This window comes from Streptomyces sp. NPDC005438 (genome assembly GCF_040606315.1).
Lineage (GTDB): Bacteria > Actinomycetota > Actinomycetes > Streptomycetales > Streptomycetaceae > Streptomyces.
The window spans coordinates 117,159-135,848 of record NZ_JBEXEP010000002.1 but is presented as its reverse complement, the minus strand read 5'-3'; the positions used below and the strand labels follow the sequence as shown (position 1 = coordinate 135,848).

The following is an 18,690-nucleotide window of genomic DNA, read 5'->3' as shown; positions in this document are numbered from 1 at the left end:
CTCAACTCCGGTGCGGGTGCGGGGACCTGCCCAGGTAGGTCCACTCGACTCCGGCGATGACGGCCCGCAGCCCCTCCTCGAACCGTGCCTCGTAGTCGTCGAACAGGTCCTCGCTGGTGGCGGCGGCCAGGGGGAAGCCGGCGAGGCGGGCCGCCCGTTGGGCGGTGTCGTAGCCGGGGGTGCGCTCACCCGGCATGGGGTGGACGCCCTGCTCCTCGATCACGAAACCCTCGGTGAAGGCGTACACCACGAAGGCGGCGCGGGCGGCCGTGGCGGGGGTGAAGCCGGCCCGGGTCATCCGGCCCAACTGGTCCTCCATCACGGCCGCGTGGCTGAGGTCGGTGAAGCGGGAGCCGGAGAAGACCCTGGCGCCGTCGCGGTAGCTCAACAGGCTGCGACGCAGGGCCTGGTGCACCCGTACCAGCCACTCCTTCCAGTCGGCCTCGGGACCGGGAGTGCCCTCCTGGTCGAGCAGTCGCCGGTAGATGGTGGTGGCCATCTCGTCCAGCAGGGCCTGCTTGTTCCTGAAGTGCCAGTAGAGGGCGGGGGCCTGGACGTTCAGCTCCTTGGCGATGCGGCGCAGGGTGAGCCCTTCGAGGCCGACCTCGTTGAGGAGTTCCAGGGCGGTGTGGACCACCTGGTCGCGGTCGAGCCGGGGTGTCGTCGCCATGGCCGCATTGTCGCAAGGCCGGCCGGAGGGCCGACGCGGCAGTGCCACGGGGGGTTGGCGGGTCGGTGGGCTCGGGGGAAGGGGGCCGCTTGACAACTTAACACCGTTAAGGAGACTCTCGCGTCCATGGCACTTAACACCGTTAAGGAACAGTCCGTGCTGATCGTCGGAGCCGGGCCCACCGGCCTCACCCTCGCCTGCGACCTCGCCCGCCGAGGCGTACCCGCCCGCCTGCTGGAGCGCGGCGAGTCCCTGTTCCCCGGCTCCCGGGGACGCGGCCTGCAACCCCGCACCCAGGAGGTCCTCGACGACCTCGGCGTCATCGAGGCCGTCCACGCCGAGGGCGGCCCCTACCAGTCGATGCGGATCTGGCGGGGCGAGACCCACGTCAGCGACCAGACCGTGGTCCAGGACAGCCCACCCGACCCCGGCGCCCCGTACACCTCTCCCTGGATGCTGCGCCAGCACCGCACACAGGCCCTGCTCCACCAGCGGCTGCGCCAGCTCGGCGGCGAGGTGGAGTTCGGCACCGAACTGACCGACCTCACCCAGGACCAGGACCGGGTCACCGCCCACATCCGCCACCCCGACGGCCGCGAGGAACGCGTCACCGCCAGCCACCTGGTCGCCGCCGACGGTGGGCGCAGCACCGTACGCCGCACCCTCGGCATCCCCATGACCGGCGAGAGCCTCGACGAGCACCCGGTGGTGGTCGCGGACGTACGACTCACCGGACTCGACCGCGCCCACTGGCACGCCTGGCCCTTCGGGGAACAGGGCGGCCTCTCCGTCGCCCCCCTCACCGGCACCGACCTGTGGCAGGTCACCGGCCAGTGGCGGGCCGCCGGCCCACCCGACCTCACCACCGACGGACTGCGCCGACTGCTCGCCGACCGCACCCCGCTGCGCCCGGAGGACGTGCGGGAGGTCGTCTGGTCCTCGCTGTACCGGCCCGGCGCCGCCCTGGCCGACACCTTCCAGCACGGGCGGGTGTTCCTGGCCGGCGACGCCGCCCACGTGCACACCCCCACCGGCGGGCAGGGCCTCAACACCTCGGTACAGGACGCCTACAACCTCGGCTGGAAGCTCGGCCAGGTCCTCCGCCACGGCGCCGACCCCGAACTGCTGGCCACCTACCAGGCCGAACGGCGACCGGTGGCCGTCGACATCCTGCGGCTCAGCTCCCGACTGTTCGGCCAGGCCATGTCCCGCGACCCCAGGTGGCTCCAGCGGGGACGCGACACCAGCCAACTCGACCTGCACTACCGGGGCGGCCCCCTGTCGCGGGACGTCAACCCCACCGGCACCCTCCGCGCCGGCGACCGCGCCCCCGACGGCCACCTCACCGGACCCGAAGGGCGGCAACGCCTCTTCGACGTCTACCGGGGCCCGCACTGGACCCTGCTGGGCCTGGGCGTTCCCGCCCCCGACCCCGGCGGGGCCCAGGTCCGCGCGGTCACCGTGACCGACGCCGACCCCCACGTGTGGGAGCGCTACGGAGAGGGGCTCGCCCTGGTACGCCCCGACGGATACCTGGGCGTTCTGGGCGGCGAACCGTCCGATATGGAGGGGTATCTACGGGAACTGGGGGCGTGGGAAGCCTCACAGACCGCCGTACGGCCTGGATGAACCGGGCCCGACGCACGCACGCTGTCTCCCGGAACCACGGGGGCACGGGGTTACCGAGACAGCAGCGAGAGGCGACGGGACCAGCGATGAGCGACGCACTGGCCGCACGACTGACGGCCCTGGGCACCGGCGGACCCAAGGACGACCGGGAGGAGTGGTTCCAGCACCTGCTCGGCTGGAGCCTGACCGTGCTGGTGGCGGTACTGGTGACCCGCCTCGGCCTGATGTGACCACCGGGCCGGGCGACCGGGCCGCGAGCCGGTACGCCCGGCCACCAGGGGCCGAGCGCCCGGTGCGATGATGCCGCGCGTGACCGAGGAGACGCGCCACACCCCGCCCTGGGCCGTGGCGACGGCCGGCCTCCTCAGCGCCGTACTGCTGCTGGTGGGCACCGTCTCCCACCTCTCCGACCTGCTACGGCACGGCCTGCACCCGTACGACTGGGCGCCCCACTGGCTGAACCTCTACTGGGCCTCCCTCACCGTGTTCGACACCCTGGCCGCCGTACTCCTCCTCCGGCGCCGGCGCCTCGGGGTGGACCTGGCCTGCGCGATCGTGACCACCGACCTGGCCGCCCACTGGTACGCGGCCCACCACGTCCGGCACGCCGTACCGCTCTCCGGGGCCGGGGAGCAACGCCTCGCCGCCTTCGCCGTACTCGTCCTGGCCACCGCGCCGTACCTACGCCGCGCGCTCCCCCACCCCCGCCAACGCCCCGGGGAGTGAGCCCCGGGCTGCGGCGAGACTTCCCGCCCCCCTACAACACCAGCGACAGCAGCAGCACCCACAGCAGGCCCACCACCGAGATGATCGTCTCCATCACCGACCAGGTACGGATCGTCTGGCCGACGCTCATCCCGAAGTACTCCTTCACCAGCCAGAAGCCCGCGTCGTTGACGTGACTGAAGAACAGCGAACCGGCACCGACCGCCAGCACCAGCAGCGCCGTGTGCGTGGTCGACATGTCCGCCGCCAGCGGAGCCACCAGACCGGCCGCCGAGATCGTGGCCACCGTCGCCGAACCCGTCGCCAGCCGGATGCCCACCGCGATCAGCCAGGCCAGCAGCAGCGCGGAGATGTTCCAGTCCTCGGAGAGGTCCAGGATCATCTGCCCCACCCCGACATCGATCAGGGTCTGTTTGAAGCCGCCGCCCGCCCCGACGATCAGCAGGATCCCCGCGATCGGCGCCAGGGACCCGTCCACCGTGGTCGCCACGCGCCCCCGGGAGAAGCCGGCCGCCCGCCCCAGCGTGAACATCCCCACCAGGACGGCCGCCAACAGGGCCACCAGGGGCGAACCCACCACGTCCATCACCCGCTGCACGGTGTCCTCGGGGTCGTCCACCACCACGTCGGTCAGCGCCTTGCCCAGCATCAGCACCACCGGCAACAGCACCGTGCCCACCGTCGCCGCGAACCCCGGCCGCCGCTCCAGGTCCTCCGACGGCCGGTTCGGCATCAGCCCCTCCGGGGGCGCCACCTTCACCCAGCGCCCCGCGTACCGGGCGAACAGGGGACCGGCGATCACCACCGTCGGCACCCCCACCAGCACCCCCAGCGCCAGGGTGACCCCCAGGTTGGCGTCCACCGCGTCGATCGCCGCCAGGGGACCCGGATGGGGCGGCACCAGCCCGTGCATCACCGACAGTCCGGCCAGGGCCGGGATGCCGATCCGCATCAGTGAGAAGTTCCCCCGCCGGGCGACCAGCAGCACCACCGGGATGAGCAGCACGATGCCCACCTCGAAGAACAGCGGAAGCCCGATGACCCCGGCGATCAACGCCATCGCCCAGGGCATCCGTCCCGGACTGGTACGCGCCAGGATGGTGTCCACGATCTGGTCGGCCCCACCCGAGTCGGCCAGCAGCTTCCCCAGGATGGCGCCCAGCGCGATCAGCACCCCCACCCCGGCGACCGTCTCCCCCAGCCCGGCGGTGAAGCTCTCGATGGCCTTGTCCAGAGGGGCGGAAGCGACCGCGCCCAGGGCCAGCGAACCCAGGGTCAGCGCCAGGAAGGCGTGCAACCGGAAACGGGTGATCAGCAGCACGATCACCGCGATCCCCACCAGGGTGGCCAGGGCCAGCTGCGGGCTCCCCGCCGAGGTGATGGTCTTGGCCGGTTCTGGACCGGCGGCCAGTATTCGCGCGGGCACACTACTCACGGCACTCACGGCTCATTCCTTGGGGTCGGGGGAAGTTCCACACCCACGGCGGCCACCGGGTCGGCCGGGACCACACGGGCCGCCGGGGGAAGGGTCAGCGGTCCGGTGCGTCACCCGGGGGCCGGCGCCCCGGCGACTCCGGGTCAGCGGGCAGGCCCAGCGCCCGGAGCGCCCGACGGGTCAGGGTCGCCGGCCCGGCCGACACCTCCAGCACCGTTCCCGCCTCGTCCGGCTCCAGGGGCTCCAGGGTCGCGAACTGCGAGTCCAGCAGGGCGCGCGGCATGAAGTGGTCCAGCCGGCCGGCCAACCTCCGGTCGATCAGCGCCCGTTCACCCCGCAGATGCACGAACCGCACCCCGGGGGCGGCGGTACGCAGCACGTCCCGGTAGCGGCGCCGCAGGGCGGAACAGCTCACCACCCCGCCACGCCCCCGACGGCCGCGCAGCCAGTCGCCGATCGCCGCCAGCCACGGTTCACGGTCCTCGTCGGTCAGGGGGGTGCCGGCCGCCATCCTGGCGATGTTGGCCGGGGGGTGGAAGTCGTCCGCCTCCGCGTAGGGCACCGCCAGTTCGCGGGCCAGCAGGGCGCCCACCGTCGACTTCCCGGTACCGGAGACACCCATCACCACCAGCAACGGCGGCTCCCCGGTCGGGGCCACCCCCCGGTCGGGGAATCCCTCGGTCATCACGGCCACCTCGCAGCCCTCCCCAGCGGTCTCACCTGTGTCCGGGCACACCGGGCCCGGGCGGCCACCCGCGCCCTCGGGGTCGTCCCACCCCGTGGGGCCGGTATGGCCGCGGCACACTCAACCGGAAAGGTCAGACCCGTTCAAGGAGGAGGACCAAAAAAGTCATACTTAAACTGGTGGAGGCGTACGGGATTCCCGAGCCACCCGCACGCACCGGACACCCGCCCACCAGCGAGACCCCGGCCAGCCCACCGGCCGCCCCCCACAAGGGAGTTGGCCACCACCCGGCACCCGGCACGTAGGCTGACGCCTTCGCGCCACGGCCACACGGCGGACACACCGCCACCGCGCGACCACCGCACCGACCGCAGGACACACGGGGAACGAACGGGACACGCATGACGGAACGACCCAGCGAGGAGCCCCCGCCCCCCGACCGGCCCCGGGCCCACGGCCTGCACGCGCGACTGCTGGACACCCTCGGCCCGGCCATCACCTCCGGCGAACTGCCGCCCGGCACCGTGCTCCGCACCGACGAACTGGTCACACAACACCAGGTCTCCCGCAGCGTCGTCCGCGAAGCCGTGCGGGTCCTGGAGTCCATGAGCCTGGTCCGCTCCCGCCGCCGCGTCGGCGTCACTGTCCTGCCCGGCGAGGAGTGGAACGTCTACGACCCCCAGGTCATCACCTGGCGCCTCGCCGGCAGCGACCGGCCACGGCAACTGCGCTCCCTGACCGTGCTGCGCTCGGCCGTCGAACCCGTCGCCGCCCGCCTCGCCGCCGAGGCCGCCACCCCCCGGCAGTGCGCCGAACTCACCGAACACGCCATGGGGATGGTCGCCACCTCACGCGGCCAGCAACTCGACGGCTACCTGGTGCACGACATCGCCTTCCACCGGCTGGTGCTCCGCGCCTCCGGCAACGAGATGTTCGCCCGGCTCGGCGACGTGGTCGCCGCCGTACTCACCGGCCGCACCACGCACCAGGTGATGTTCACCGACCCCGACCCCGCCGCCGTCACCCTCCACGTCCAGGTCGCCGAAGCCGTACGCACCCGGGACGCCGACCGCGCCGAGGAACTCACCCGACAGATCACCCTCGGCGCCATGGCCGAACTCGACCTCCTCGCCCCCTGAACCGACAACGGAGGCGTCGATCCGGCGAAATCCCGGAGAAACCGCACGCCACCAGCCAGCAATGCCGGTAATGGAGTCATGCGTATCGGATCCGTCGTGCTCAACGTCGACAACCTGCCCCGCGCCATGGACTTCTGGACCCGCGCCCTGCACTACGTACCCCGCGAACCCCCCGAGGACGGCTGGGTCGTCCTCACCCCCGCCCACGGTCACGGACCCAACCTCTCCCTCAACCTCAGCACCAGCCCGCCACCCGCCCTCCCCCACACCCATCTCGACCTCTACCCCGACCCCGGAAGCGACAGCGACCAGGAGGTACGGCGCCTGCTGGACCTCGGCGCCCAGCGGGTCGACTGGCCGCACCACCCCGAGGACGGCGACTTCACCGTGCTCAGCGACCCCTGCGGCAACCGGTTCTGCGTCATCGACACCCGCCACTGACCCCCGGCTACTCCACCCGCCCCGCCGGCCACCGCTCGTACCACCGCATCTCCTCCTCCACCTGCGCGGCCAGGGCGATCAACCGGGGCTCGCTGTGGGCCGGGCCCAGCAACTGCGCCCCCAACGGCAGACCCTCCGGCGTACGGCCACAGGGCACCGAAATCCCCGGCCAGCCCAGGACGTTCCACGGCCAGCAGTAGGGACAGTGCGCGATGATCGCCCGGTCGGTGGCCGCCGCCGACATCCGCGCCAGGGTCCCCACCCTCGGCGGCGGGGTCGCGGTGGTCGGGGTCAGCACCACGTCGTACCGCTCGAAGATCGCACCCACCCGACGCCCCAACGGCACCTCGGCCGCCTTGGCCGCCCGCAACGCCGGCCCCCGCAGAAGCGCGCCCTGCCGCGCCGCACCCCGGGTGCGGGGGTCCAACAGCCGTGGATCGGGGACCTGTTCGGCCCAGGTACGGATACCGGCCAGGGCCCGGGGCAGGAAACTCCCGCCCACCAGCCCGTAGTTCGGCTCCGCCTCCTCCACCTCGTGGCCCAGCGCGCTGAGCCGGTCCGCGAACGCGTACAGGGCCGCCCGCACCAGCGGGTCCAGTGACTTGCCGGTACCGGTGAACGCCCACCCGGTGGACACCGCCACCCGGAGCCGCCCCGGGTCCCGCCCCACCGCCGCGACCGGGTCGACCGCCGGCGGCTTGTGCAGGTCCCCCTCGTGGTTGCCGCTGGCCACCGACAGCAGCAGAGCCGCGTCCGCCACCGTACGGGCCAGGGGGCCGTTCACCGTGATGCCGTTGAAGGCCTCCGGCCACGGCCAGGTCGACACCCGGCCGCGCTGCGGCTTGATCCCCACCAGGTGGGTCCACGCCGCCGGGATACGGATCGACCCGGCCCCGTCCGACCCCAGGGCCGCCGGCACCAACCCCGCCGCCACGGCCGCCGCCGAACCCCCCGAGGAGCCCCCCGGAGTGTGCTCCATCGACCAGGGGTTACGGGTCTCCCCGAACCCCGGCCCCTCGGTGAACGGCCACTGGCCCAGCTCGGGGGTGTTGGTCTTGCCCACGATCACCGCCCCGGCCCGGCGCAACCGCCGTACCACCTCCGCGTCCTCGTCACACGCCGGGAAGTGGCCCGCCCGACCGAACGCGGTGGGCTCGCCCGCCAGATCGGTGTCGTCCTTGATGGCCACCGGAACCCCCAGCAGCGGCGCCCGCTCCCCGGCCTCCAACCGCTGGTCCGCCCGCTCCGCCTCCTCAAGGGCCGCCTCGTGGCGCACGATCCTGAAGGCGTTCAGGCTCAGTTGGCTGGCGTCGATCCGCGTCAACGCCTGTTCCACCAGGGTCCGGGAACTCACCCGCCCCTCCGCGAGCGCCTCGGCCTGCGCGACAAGCCCGCTCGGCGTGACTTCGGTGGTCATGGCGCCCCCTTACGGTGCGTCGTCCGCCGTGTACGGATGTGTACAGGTCCGGCCGGCACACGCTACCGATGAGTAAGTCCAGCCCTCATTGTCGGGTTCGCCCGTCCCCCGCGCAACGGTGAGTACGCGCCGTTCGGAGGCCCGAGGGGCCACCACACCCCGGACCACCACCCACCCGACCTCCCACCGGAGACCCCGAGGGCGAACGGAGGGCGAACAGGGGCCCACCCAGGGGCTGTTGGCCTCAGCAGAGGGGGCGGGGGGAAGTGGACAGGGGTGGGTCCGGGGCGACCTGGGGTCGGGCCCTGACCCGGGGGTGGTGGGAGTGGGGGCGCGCTTACCGGCGAGGGGCAGGCCGAGGGGGCCGGCAGGTGGACGACGCCGGCCGTGAGGGGGCGGCAGGCGAGCTGGCCGAGCCACCGGGATCGGGGATCGGGGATCGGGGATCGGGGATCGGGGATCGGGGATCGGGGATCGGGGATCGGGGATCGGGGATCGGGGATCGGGGATCGGGGATCGGGGATCGGCAACAGCGGTACGGCCGGCCCCGGACGTGGTCAACATCCGGGTACCGGCCGTACCCATGTCACCTGACCTCGGTCAACGGTCACCGTCGGGGCGTCCCACCCCCCGAATGGGGCGCACCGATGTGGAGACCTGTACTGGTTGACGTGTCAGGTGACGACCTCGCCGGCATGGTTCGGTGCGAACCGCGCGGCGCTTGCCGTGCCCCGCCAGGTCAGGGGGGCGAGTGGAGGGCGGCGCCCGCTCCGGTCCGCCGGGCTCCGCTGAGGCAGTGGGGTTCGGTGTGGTGGGCGGTGCGCGCCCTCGCCTCTCCGTGCGGCGGCGGCCAGGTGGCCCGCCGGGGAGGCGGCGGCAGGGGTCAGCGTTCTCTCCACCATCGGGGCTCCGCTCTCGCCTGACCTCAACGCCCAAGAGGGCGATGACATCCGGCAGTTGAGGGTCGGTCGGTCCGATGTGCCGCCCGCCCGAGCCGCTCGTCCGGTGGCACAGGGAAGATCCTGGCCGGGATATCCCAGGAGCAAAGCCCCTGTGCCGTACCCGGACAGCGCTGCGACCGCGCTGTTTCAAAGAGCGACGGCCTGCGACAAAGGGCGGTCGGCGGTACACCCGGCCGCCACCGTCGCCTCAACTCGCACGCTCAGGGCGGTCGATGACACCTCGCGTCAACCGTGACGCCACCGTCACGTCCGCCGAGTGGCCGACCTCCACCGCACTGGCCGGCACTCGTCGCGACTCCTTGCGCAGGTGGCGGGGGCAGGAGGCGGAAGGTTGAGGCCGGGGGTTCCTGGTCACCCCGAGGGTGGGCGGGCTGGTGGGTGGCCGGCGGAGGTACGGGGCGAGGTGAGCGTGGGGGTGGGGGGGTCCCAGACGAGGGGCCAGGGCGGGTGGGCGTGACAGGCATGGGGCGGGTGGGGGGCGTGACAAAGGCACGGGGTGGGTCCGGGGGCGCGGCCCGGGCAACGGGGTTGATGTGGGGCTGGGACTGGCGGCTCCCATTCCAAGCGGGGGTTCCCCGGGCCCCCCATTCCCCCCACGCCCACCCTCCGCCACCACCTCCAGGGCCATCCAGGAGGCGCGCTGCTCCTGGATGGCGATCCCCGGTTCCCCCTGGTTCGGCTGCCGCCGTTCCAGGGCCGTGCGGTGCTTGAACCGGAGATCACCGCGGCAGAACCCATCATGCACAACTAGCCGGAAACGTGCGCAAAGTTATCCACAGCGCCCCGGGCTAGTCACACAAGTCCCCACAGGACACCCGGGTAGGACATCTGGACGCCGAGGTCCTCGTCCAGACCGTGGGCGCAGCCGCCCCACAGGACACCCGGGCAGAACACCCGCATCTTGGATCAGGCATCTGGACAGAGCGACCGGGAATCGAACTCCCCTGCACGAGGTCCCCGTCCCGGCTCATATCCCCCACGTCATGTCCGGGCCCACTCCGGCACCGTCCAGCAGCCCCACCCCTCACCCACCCAGCACGACCACCGCCCCAGGACTCCCCCACCACGCCCCCTCTCCCCGGGCCCACTGTCGCCCCTGGTCACCGCACCCACCTCCCCTCACGCCCGACCTCGCCCCTGCCCGCACGGAGCGGTAGCGCCCTGCCCCTTCCCCCGCTCCTCTCGGCGCCCCCGCGCTCCCCCCTCCCGCACACCCCTCTGGTCGCGGGACTCACACCAGCCACAGCCGTTCGGCACTCCGTGGGCAGCGTCGACTCAGAGGTTCATGACCCAGAGACGCGGGCAGGCTCCTGCGCGTAACATGTGCCCGCACGACCGGAGTTGGGGGAGTGAGAATGGTGCGCAGTTCCCGTCGCGAAGGCGACCGCAGCCGTGGCCGGAGGACAGGCAAAGCGCTCCTGGTGATCGCCTTACCGTTGGTGCTCGCGGTCACCACCGGATGCGATCCCGAGGCCACCGGCGGTAGGCCCGTCAGCTTCTCCCCCGCGCCCAAGGGCTCCACCGCGAAGCCCCAGAAGGCGGAGATCGCCAAGCCGGAGAAGCCCAAGCAGCCCAAGTCCACCCCCACTCCCACGCCCACCCCGACCTACAGCACTCCCAAGCCCCGACCCAGCACCCCCGCACCGGTGTTGACGGTGGGGAACGAGGGGGAGGCCGTCCGGGACGTACAGGCGCGGCTGTTGCAGTTGGGGCTGTTCCAGCGGAACCCCACGGGGTACTACGGCACGGTCACCCGGGACGCGGTGAGCGCCTTCCAGAAGCAGCGGGGCACGGCGCGGACCGGTTCGGTCAGCGCGGCCGACCGTACGGCTCTGAACTCCCGGACCCGCCAGCCGACCCAGTTGGAGCGGTACCCCACGACGACCCTGCCACCGGCCAAACCGGACTCACGGTGCCGGACCGGAAGGGTGCTGTGCGTGTCCAAGAAGAGCCGCACCCTGCTGTGGATGAAGGACGGCCAGGTGCTGTCGGCGATGGACGTGCGCTTCGGGTCCGCGTACACGCCCACCCGTGAGGGCGCGTTCAAGGTGGACTTCAAGAGCCGCAACCACCACTCGACGATCTACGACACCCCGATGCCCTACGCGATGTTCTTCAGCGGGGGCCAGGCGGTGCACTACTCGGCGGACTTCGCCGCCCGGGGATACAGCGGCGCCTCCCACGGCTGTGTGAACGTGCGGGACCGCAAGCGGCTGGCGAAGGTGTTCAACGAGGTACGCGCGGGCGACCGCGTCGTCGTCTACAACTGAGCCACCGCCCCTCCCCCGACAGTCACCCCGTCGCCCCCGAGGTATCCCCCTCGGGGGCGACGCTCGTAGCGGACCGTGGCCAGGACCCGTACCGCGCTCCCCCTCACGAGCCACTCCACCGAGCCACACGGCGAAGTCCCGGCCCTCCCGAGGAGCCACTGCCGGAGCGCGTCCTACGGGGTACCGCTCCACGCGGCGGACGAGCGCTCCCGCAGCCGCACGCCCCTCCAACCCGGACGCCCACCGGGCACCCCCGGATACCGGATACCGGCGCCGGACGGTGACCCTGGACGACCCGGTGCCCGGGCGGGAGAGAAGAAGAGACGCGCTCGACGGGCGCACCGTGGCGTCGTCCACGCGGGCGGACGACGGGCAGGAGGAATCTCGCGCCGGCAGGGGGCGGGAGAGGAGTGGGAGGTAAGGGGCGCGGGCGGGGCCGGGGGAACGTGCCCCACCCGCGCCAATGCGCGAGCCCGGAGGTACGGGGGGAACCTCGGGTCTTCCGCGCCAGCCGATGACCAGTCGGCTCACTCCATACTGCGCCAGACGTCGAAAAACTGTCACTCCGCTCGGAAAATTAGCGCTGAGAGGTCTCTCACATCGAGCCCTTCTCCGCTGGTGGGACGTCGCTTCCCAGACCTGCGTTCGAGGTCGCCGGTAAGGGTGATCCCAGCGGGGCTCGGGGCGGAGCGGGCGAGGGACACGCAGGTCAACGCGGGCCCAACTGGCCCAGCGGTACGGACAGTTGGGAACCGATCCCGGGCGGGACGGCTCCCCGACTGTCCGAATAGCGGTGCGGTGGTGTGGAGTTGCCCTCGTACAGCTGTAGTAGCGCGGCGGGGTGTACGGCGTAGCCGGGGGTGCTGTGGCGCGGCCTCAGCCGGTACCCCCGTTCGATGAGTCGCTGGGCTCGGGGCTGGCGGACTGGGTGCCTCCGGTGTCGCCGGCCGAGGTGTCGCCCTGGTCGCCGCCGATGGCCCCGCCGTTGCTGGGCTTGTCGCCGGTGCCGGAGTCACCGCCGTTCGTCGGGTCGGTGCTCTCCCCGCCCGAGTCGGAGCCGCCGCCGGTGTCGGCGCCACCGTCACCGGTACCGCCGTTGCTCGCCTCGTCGCCGCCGTCCTCGCCGTGCTCGTCGCAGAACTGCTCCACGGCCCGTTCGCCACCGGCCGCGCGCTCCAACTGGCGCCGGGCCAGGGGGGTGAGCCGTTCGCCCTCGTAGGCGTCGCAGAAGGCGACGGCGATGGCCCGCTTCTCCTCCTCGGGGAGTTCCTTGGGCGGGGTGTTGGGCGCGGTGGGCCGGGCCGGCCCGTCGCTCGGTTCGCCGGACTCGGTGGGGGTGGCGGAGTCGGAGCCGCCGGGGCGGTCTCGGCTGTCCCGGCCGGAGTCGGCCAGGTCCTCGCGGGGGTCGGCGGGGTGACTGCCGTCGTGGGAGTCGCCGCTGTCGCCCTTGTCGTTGCCGTCGCCGTGGCCGGGTGTGCGGCTGGCGGGGTCGCCCTGTTCCTGGCCTCGGTCCAGCTCGCGGCCCTCCTGGTCGGGGGCCACCGAGGCGGCCGGCCGGGTACCGCCGCCACCGAAGGGGGTGGGCAGCAGGCCGGTACCGGCGGCGACGGCCACGCCGCCGAGGGCGCAACTGGCGAGGGCCAGGGCGAGGCTGGCGCGTACCGGTTGGCGGCGGAGTCCGGGCAGCCGGTGGTGGGTGCGGCGGCGGAGGGAGAGCCGGCCGGCGTCGCGGGCGCCCGCGAGTCGGGGGGCGTGGGTGCGGGCCACTGGGGGGTGGCTCTCGCGGAAGGCGGCGAGGGCGGCTTCCTCTCCGGGGAGGGCGGGTCCGTCCTCGGGGGCGGGCGGGTGGGCGTGGGCCAGGTCGTCGAGTGCGGCGGCCAGGCGCCTCGCGGACAGCGCCGTCGAGGGTGACGGGGATGACGGGTTGGGATCGTGGCGGTGTTGTCGGCCGGTGGTGGGGTTGTGGTCGGTGGAGTGTGTGGGGCCTGCGGTGGGTCTGAGGCCCTCGCTTGGCGCGTGGGGCCCCTCGACCGACAGGCCGCGCAGCAAACGCTCCGCGGTCTCCTCGTCGAGCCATGGGTACCGGTCGTGCATCACGTTTCCCTCAGCGTGTGGGACGGCTTTGGCGTCACACCGCCATGGCGGCCCCGTGAGCTGGAGGTGGGGCTGGCGGCTCCTTCGGACGAACTGTGCTCCAGGGTCTCGGTGTTGGCGTCGCCGTCCAGGAGTTCGGCGAGTTTACGCAGGCCACGGTGGGCGGCGGTGCGGACGGCGCCGGGTCGTTTGCCGAGGACCTCGGCGGCGCTCTTGGCGTCGAGTCCGACGACGACGCGGAGCATGACGGCTTCGGCCTGGTCCCGTGGGAGGTGGGCGATCAGGCGCATGGTGTGGCCGGTGCCGAGGGCTTCGAGGGCCTCGTTGGCGGTGTCGGCGGGGGCGGGCATTCCGGCGAGTTCGCTCTCGTCGCCGCCGACGGCGGGGCGGCGTCCGCGCATCCGTATGTGGTCCAGGGCGCGGTTGCGGGCGATGCGGGCGGTCCAGCCCCGGAAGCGGTCGGCGTCGCCCTGGAAGCCGGAGAGGTCGCGGGCTATCTGGAGCCACGCCTCGGAGGCGACGTCCTCGGCGTCGGCGTCGGCGACGAGGGTGCGTACGTAGCCGAGGAGGCGGGGGTGTACGGCGCGGTAGACGGTACGGAAGGCGTGCTCGTCCCCCGCCTGTGCGGAGCGCACCGCGGCGGTTAGCTGCGCGTCGTCCCCCTGCACGCCCGTGTCTCGCCCCACTTCGCGATTCCGCGACAGTTCCGGCCACGCCCGCCTGGGCGCCCTTTCCTACCGTTCCTTCGTTGTTCGGCGGCGCCCCCGTAGGGCGTGTGTCGGGGGTCCGACGCCGCGCCGTGGGGGGTGCGTCCCGGCACCCCGGGCGGGTGGGCGCTGGCCACGGTTTGGGTCGTGGTCGGCACCCCCTTGGGGGTGTCGGTGCGTTGCAGCACGCTACGGCCAAGTATGTGCCTTAGTCCATGCCAGGTGAAACGTCGCGAATATCGGAGTCCGGCCCGCGCATACCGGGCGTGGCCCGGTATGCGCGGGTGGTGCGGGGGTGGCGCCATGGGGTCCCGTGGGGTGTCCGGGGCGCTACGTTCCGTCGCCGTAGGGGGGTGTGAGGGAGGCGCGGAGAACTTTTTTCACCTGGAGGGGGAAAGGCGGGTAACACATTGCGCGGGTGTGGCGCTGAGGAGAGTACGGGTCCGTCCTGGCGTGGCGGTCCGTACTCGACGACGGCCGGGGTCTCTCCTGTGGGGGGTGGCGACCCCGGTCGTCTCGCTTTCTGGCGCACCCTTGTGGAGAGCGCTTTCAGGGAGCCGCTCCCCGGCCACGGCGTGGGCCGGGTGGAGTCGGCCGTCATGGATCCGTCACCGAGCGGCGCTTCCCGGCCCGAGGGGAGCCACCGTCACGGGCGGCCAGCCCGGTCGCGGGCAGCTCTGGGTGTGTGCCACCGACGGGGGCTTCGACCGCTCCCCCGGGTCCCCCGGGATGTCGGGGTCCGTCCTTGGCGGGCGCCGAGTTCGGTGACGGTTTCCTCCCCGGCCCGCTCTCCGGTCACGTTCTCGCGGTGCGCCTCAGGGAAGCCGCCAGAGGAGCCGTCAGAGGTAGGGCGCGAACGCCGGTCGTCGGGGAGCGGCAGGGATGTGGGCTTCTGTCCGGGTACGAGTCGGCGTCGTCCTGGGGTGGTGGCCGTAGGGCGTGGAGGGCCGCACCGTACGGGGGTGGTGACGGTTCGGTCCCCTTTGTCGGTCCCGTCGGCGGGGCGCCGGGACCGACAAGGGGCACCGGTCACGGCGGCTTCCGGTGGCCGTTTCGGGCCGGGTGCCGTGAGGGGGCGTGGTCGCCGCCCGACTTCCCGGGGCTCCTCCTCAGCTGTGGGTCGGCCGGGAGGGGCGCACCGGACGCGTTCGTCCCCGTGGGCCGGAACACGCCCTGTCGACAGCCCCTTTAAGGTGGCATGACCACGTTCACCGGGGCGGGTTGTCGAAACTCCGGCCGGGGCGGGAGGTGGCTCGCCGTTGAGGCGGTGGGTCGCCGGGCAGGGAAGAGTGACATCGCGTCAGTGACGAGGGGGGCCAGTGGCCAGGCGGAGTGGGCGTGAGGGCACCGACGTGGTGCGGGTGGCCCTGCGCGCGGTGTTAGCCGGTGTCACGGGCAGTGTGATCGGCATCGCCGCGTACGCGATCAGCCAGACTGGTGGGCAGCGGTTGTCGATCATCGTGGGGTGTCTCATCGGTGTGGCGGTGGCTCTCGGTCTGGAGCTGTACCGAAGGTCCGCCCAGCTGACGGAAGTTCGTCTGGTCCTCCTGGGCAACGAGATGTCGTTCACCACCAAGACGGACATGCGTCAGGCGGCGCAGCGGATGTTCTTCCAGGCCGCCACCCGGGTGGCCACGCGTCCGTTGGACGACGGGAGCGGGAACCTGCGGGAGGCCCTGACGTCGTTGAAGATCCTGTTCGACCTCTATCGGGAGCCGTTGGAGGGGCACGCGACTCCTCCGCCTCCCGCCAGGGGTGACTCGGTGTACGAACTGGCCCTGGACATGCTCAACTTCGAGTTGGCTCCGTTTCTGTCCAGGTGGCATCCGAGGCTGAGGGAGTTCGAGGAGCACCATCCTGAGCGGGACGAGTCGGAGTGGCCGGAGAACGCCGCGTTCCGCGAGGAGCTGCGTCAGTTGCAGGCCCGGTTGCGGCCGTATGTGGTGGGGCTGGGGGAGATCGCGGGTATCCGTGATCCAGAGCGGCACCTGCGCCCGTCGGACCGTTCGGTGTGGAGCGGCTCCAGAGTGCCCCGGCAGGATGGGGCGGACGCCGGATCGGGCCCTGGGTCGGGTTCTGGGTCGGGCCGTACGCCTCGGGTGTGACACCTCGCCCGACCTCGTCGGGCGGTGAGCGTGGTGTCGCATGATGACGGGGTGACGATCTTCACCGAGCGGGCGTCATGGGCCGCCCCGGAACGACCAGGCCATCTGCTCACCCCCCCCCCCGTCGATTTCTCGGCCTCGGCGTGGAGGGGTTGTTGTCCGTCGGCTGAGGTTCCCACGAGGAGGCGGAGATGATCACGCCCGGCGTCTCCGCACCGGAGTACGGCTCCGCGCCGGAGTGGGATGTTTTCATCAGTTACAGCCGGTCTGACGCCGGCAGGGTCCACGCGCTGACGTCCGCGCTCCAGTCGTGTGGTCTGCGGGTGTTCGTCGACGACACGGCGGTGGACGATTTCGCTTCCATCACCGCCACCATCACCGAGGCGCTGGCCAACTCCCGGGTGCTGCTCGCCGTGTACTCGGCGGACTATCCGCAACGTCGGGCGTGCCAGTGGGAGTTGACGTACGCGTATCTGACCGGGCAGCGCGAGGGGGATCCTCGTCGTCGGACGCTGGTGCTGAACCCGGAGTCCTCTTCCGAGCACGTCCATCCGGTGGAGTTGCGGGACGCCCGGCACTGGCCGTGGCCCACCGCCTCGGCGGAGCTGGACCGTCTCGCCGCGCGTGTGGCCGCGTACGTGGACACCGTGGCCGGCTTCATGGGCGACGCGGCGGACGCGCCGTGCGTACCGTGGTTGCCGGCTCCGGCCCGTACGGGTTCGATTCGTTTCATCGGGCGCCTGGCCGAGCAGTGGCGCCTTCACACGGCTCTCCACCGGCATCGTGCTCCGTTGATCGCTCAGACCAGTGGTGGGCGTAGCGCGCAGTTGCGGGGTATGCCGGGGCTGGGCAAGTCGTTGCTGGCGCAGGAATACGCCCTGCATTTCAGTTCGGCCTTTCCCGGTGGGGTGTTCTGGTTCGATCTCCACCGGTACGAGGGGGCGCCCTCGGAGGCGATGGAGTCCTACGCGGAGCAGGTCTCCACGGTGTTGGCGGCGTTGCGGGGCTCCTCGTCGAGGTCGTCGTTGCCCGGGCTGCTCAGCCATCTCGCGGTCACGCTGGGGGAACGTGACGCACCGTGTCTGTGGGTGGTGGACGGGGTTCCTGACGGGTTGAGCGTGGAGCAGCTGGACCTGCTGCGGGGCCCGCACATGCTCACGGCGACGCTGATCACCACCCGGTCCCTGCGGTACTCGTCCTTCGCCGAGTGTGTGGACATCGCCCCGTTGTCGGATGCGGACGGCTACCGCCTCCTCACCTCCCGCCGCGCGCCCCAGGGGGATCTGGACCGGGCGGCGGCTCTGGCGCTAGTCCGTGATCTGGGGGGCCATCCAGAGGCGCTGGACCTGCTCGCCGATCTTTCGGCCACCGGGGATTTCGTGGAGGTGAGGAACCGCCTGCACGCCCGCAGCCCGGACGTGTTGGCCGTCCGTGCCGTGTCCGGTGACGGTGTTCCGGCTCGCCGTCCTCTGGCGACGGCACTGTTGCCCAGGCCGCTTTCCGGTACGGACGCGGCCGGGGACGTCCTGCGTCTGCTGGCGCTCGCCTGTCCGGCGCCGTTGTCCCAGGCGGCTTTGGAGGACGTGTTGTCCTCCGTCGACCCGTACGACCCGTGGGAGGTGGAGGGGCTGATCTCGGAGGCCGTGGAGGTGCTTCGTGGCTCGGGCGCGCTGCGCTACGACTCGCGGCGTCCCCCGTCCTGGACCGTCCATCCGCTTCTCGCCCGTGCGGTGCACCGCTACGACACCAACGTGGCGCGCCAGGAGGATCTGCGCCGTCTGCTGCTGCACACGCTGGTTCCGGGGAGTCTCGGGCCGTCTCCGGGTGCCGGTACGACCGGTTCGGGTTCGGCCGCTTCCGGGCCAGCGCCGGAGTCTCCGCGTGGCAACCCGCTGGAACGGGCCGCGGCTTTCGACTTGCAGGTCGAGTTGGTGACCCGGGTGGGCGTGCAGCCTCTGCCCGGGGAACACGGTTCGTTGCGGGAGGCGTTGTCGTCGCTGCACTCGTTGTTCGCCACGACGCGTGAGGTGCTGCACCGGGTCGCTACGGAGACGGCCGCCCCTCTCACGCTTCCCACTGTCGCCGCGCGGCTGATCAACATCCATCTGCGTCCGTTCCTGACGACCTGGCACCCGGCTCTCCAGGAGCATGAGACCGACCGGCCGTCGGACGTCAGCCCGGTGGAGCACGAGAGGGGTTGGAAGCTCGCCCCGGCCATGCGCGCGGATCTGGCCGAGTTGCGGGAGCCGCTCACCTCGGCCGCCCGGGAACTCGCCGACCTGTGCGGTGTCGATCTGCTGGCCACGTCCGGTGGGGTGGCGTGACGGGGATCCGCTCCGGGTGGGTCGCGGGGGCCCTGCCGTGCCCGGGCGGGCCGAGGGCTGGCTGCCGGACGGGGGTACCGGTCCGT

Annotated in this window: 14 protein-coding genes; 8 read left to right on the top strand and 6 right to left on the bottom strand. The window is 72.3% G+C overall.

Going from position 1 to position 18,690, the window contains the following annotated elements; all coding sequences use genetic code 11:
- Position 1: 1 nt before the first annotated feature.
- Positions 2-670, bottom strand: coding sequence for a TetR/AcrR family transcriptional regulator C-terminal domain-containing protein (locus ABZT14_RS05360; RefSeq protein WP_356297380.1), 669 nt, complete (start codon positions 668-670; stop codon positions 2-4).
- Positions 671-796: 126 nt separating this feature from the next.
- On the opposite strand from ABZT14_RS05360, the gene ABZT14_RS05355 reads away from it, so the two are divergent.
- The 3 genes from ABZT14_RS05355 (at position 797) to ABZT14_RS05345 (ending at position 3,025) form a co-directional block, all read left to right on the top strand.
- Positions 797-2,299, top strand: a complete 1,503-nt coding sequence (locus ABZT14_RS05355) for an FAD-dependent monooxygenase (RefSeq protein ID WP_356297377.1) — start codon at positions 797-799, stop codon at positions 2,297-2,299.
- An 86-nt stretch (positions 2,300-2,385) separates the two neighbouring features.
- Positions 2,386-2,529: an SCO1431 family membrane protein gene (locus ABZT14_RS05350; RefSeq protein ID WP_356297374.1), complete on the top strand. Its 144-nt coding sequence runs from the start codon at positions 2,386-2,388 to the stop codon at positions 2,527-2,529.
- A gap of 79 nt (positions 2,530-2,608) precedes the next feature.
- A complete protein-coding gene (locus ABZT14_RS05345; RefSeq protein WP_356297370.1) occupies positions 2,609-3,025 on the top strand; it encodes a hypothetical protein in 417 nt (138 codons plus the stop codon).
- A 31-nt stretch (positions 3,026-3,056) separates the two neighbouring features.
- On the opposite strand, the gene ABZT14_RS05340 is transcribed toward ABZT14_RS05345, so the two are convergent.
- Positions 3,057-4,460 carry a gluconate:H+ symporter gene (locus ABZT14_RS05340; protein WP_356298519.1) on the bottom strand — a complete coding sequence of 468 codons (1,404 nt, stop codon included), beginning with the start codon at positions 4,458-4,460 and terminating at the stop codon, positions 3,057-3,059.
- A 94-nt stretch (positions 4,461-4,554) separates the two neighbouring features.
- Positions 4,555-5,145, bottom strand: coding sequence for a gluconokinase (locus ABZT14_RS05335; protein ID WP_356297368.1), 591 nt, complete (start codon positions 5,143-5,145; stop codon positions 4,555-4,557).
- 401 nt (positions 5,146-5,546) lie between these two features.
- On the opposite strand from ABZT14_RS05335, the gene ABZT14_RS05330 reads away from it, so the two are divergent.
- Together ABZT14_RS05330 and ABZT14_RS05325 are read left to right on the top strand one after the other, a co-directional pair.
- The gene (locus tag ABZT14_RS05330) at positions 5,547-6,284 is read left to right on the top strand and encodes an FCD domain-containing protein (protein ID WP_356297365.1); all 738 of its coding nucleotides are present in this window, start codon (positions 5,547-5,549) and stop codon (positions 6,282-6,284) included.
- 78 nt (positions 6,285-6,362) lie between these two features.
- Positions 6,363-6,725 (top strand): VOC family protein, encoded by a 363-nt coding sequence (locus ABZT14_RS05325; protein ID WP_356297362.1) that lies wholly within the window; start codon positions 6,363-6,365, stop codon positions 6,723-6,725.
- Between the two features lie 7 nt (positions 6,726-6,732).
- Here the strand turns inward: ABZT14_RS05325 and ABZT14_RS05320 are convergent, their stop codons facing one another.
- Positions 6,733-8,142: an amidase gene (locus ABZT14_RS05320; protein ID WP_356297359.1), complete on the bottom strand. Its 1,410-nt coding sequence runs from the start codon at positions 8,140-8,142 to the stop codon at positions 6,733-6,735.
- Between the two features lie 2,383 nt (positions 8,143-10,525).
- Between ABZT14_RS05320 and ABZT14_RS05315 the strand changes: the two genes are divergently transcribed.
- On the top strand, positions 10,526-11,374 hold the full coding sequence (locus ABZT14_RS05315) for a L,D-transpeptidase family protein (protein WP_356297356.1): 849 nt from the start codon (positions 10,526-10,528) through the stop codon (positions 11,372-11,374).
- An 876-nt stretch (positions 11,375-12,250) separates the two neighbouring features.
- On the opposite strand, the gene ABZT14_RS05310 is transcribed toward ABZT14_RS05315, so the two are convergent.
- The gene (locus ABZT14_RS05310) at positions 12,251-13,468 is read right to left on the bottom strand and encodes a hypothetical protein (protein ID WP_356297353.1); all 1,218 of its coding nucleotides are present in this window, start codon (positions 13,466-13,468) and stop codon (positions 12,251-12,253) included.
- Entirely contained in the window at positions 13,468-14,136 is a 669-nt protein-coding gene (locus ABZT14_RS05305) for an RNA polymerase sigma factor (protein ID WP_356298517.1), read from the bottom strand. The genes ABZT14_RS05310 and ABZT14_RS05305 overlap by 1 nt, the downstream gene beginning before the upstream one ends.
- A 1,358-nt stretch (positions 14,137-15,494) precedes the next feature.
- Here ABZT14_RS05305 and ABZT14_RS05300 point away from each other — a divergent pair.
- Entirely contained in the window at positions 15,495-16,280 is a 786-nt protein-coding gene (locus ABZT14_RS05300; RefSeq protein ID WP_356297351.1) for a hypothetical protein, read from the top strand.
- Positions 16,281-16,471: 191 nt separating this feature from the next.
- On the top strand, positions 16,472-18,604 hold the full coding sequence (locus ABZT14_RS05295) for a toll/interleukin-1 receptor domain-containing protein (RefSeq protein ID WP_356297349.1): 2,133 nt from the start codon (positions 16,472-16,474) through the stop codon (positions 18,602-18,604).
- Positions 18,605-18,690: the final 86 nt, after the last annotated feature.

Bases quoted from the DNA above. Each gene is read 5' to 3' on its own strand.
- ABZT14_RS05350 (WP_356297374.1), top strand. From the start codon at position 2,386: ATGAGCGACGCACTGGCCGCACGACTGACGGCCCTGGGCACCGGCGGA.
- ABZT14_RS05310 (WP_356297353.1), bottom strand. From the start codon at position 13,468: ATGCACGACCGGTACCCATGGCTCGACGAGGAGACCGCGGAGCGTTTG.
- ABZT14_RS05335 (WP_356297368.1), bottom strand. From the start codon at position 5,145: ATGACCGAGGGATTCCCCGACCGGGGGGTGGCCCCGACCGGGGAGCCG.
- ABZT14_RS05360 (WP_356297380.1), bottom strand. From the start codon at position 670: ATGGCGACGACACCCCGGCTCGACCGCGACCAGGTGGTCCACACCGCC.
- ABZT14_RS05295 (WP_356297349.1), top strand. From the start codon at position 16,472: ATGATCACGCCCGGCGTCTCCGCACCGGAGTACGGCTCCGCGCCGGAG.
- ABZT14_RS05320 (WP_356297359.1), bottom strand. From the start codon at position 8,142: ATGACCACCGAAGTCACGCCGAGCGGGCTTGTCGCGCAGGCCGAGGCG.
- ABZT14_RS05325 (WP_356297362.1), top strand. From the start codon at position 6,363: ATGCGTATCGGATCCGTCGTGCTCAACGTCGACAACCTGCCCCGCGCC.
- ABZT14_RS05355 (WP_356297377.1), top strand. From the start codon at position 797: ATGGCACTTAACACCGTTAAGGAACAGTCCGTGCTGATCGTCGGAGCC.
- ABZT14_RS05330 (WP_356297365.1), top strand. From the start codon at position 5,547: ATGACGGAACGACCCAGCGAGGAGCCCCCGCCCCCCGACCGGCCCCGG.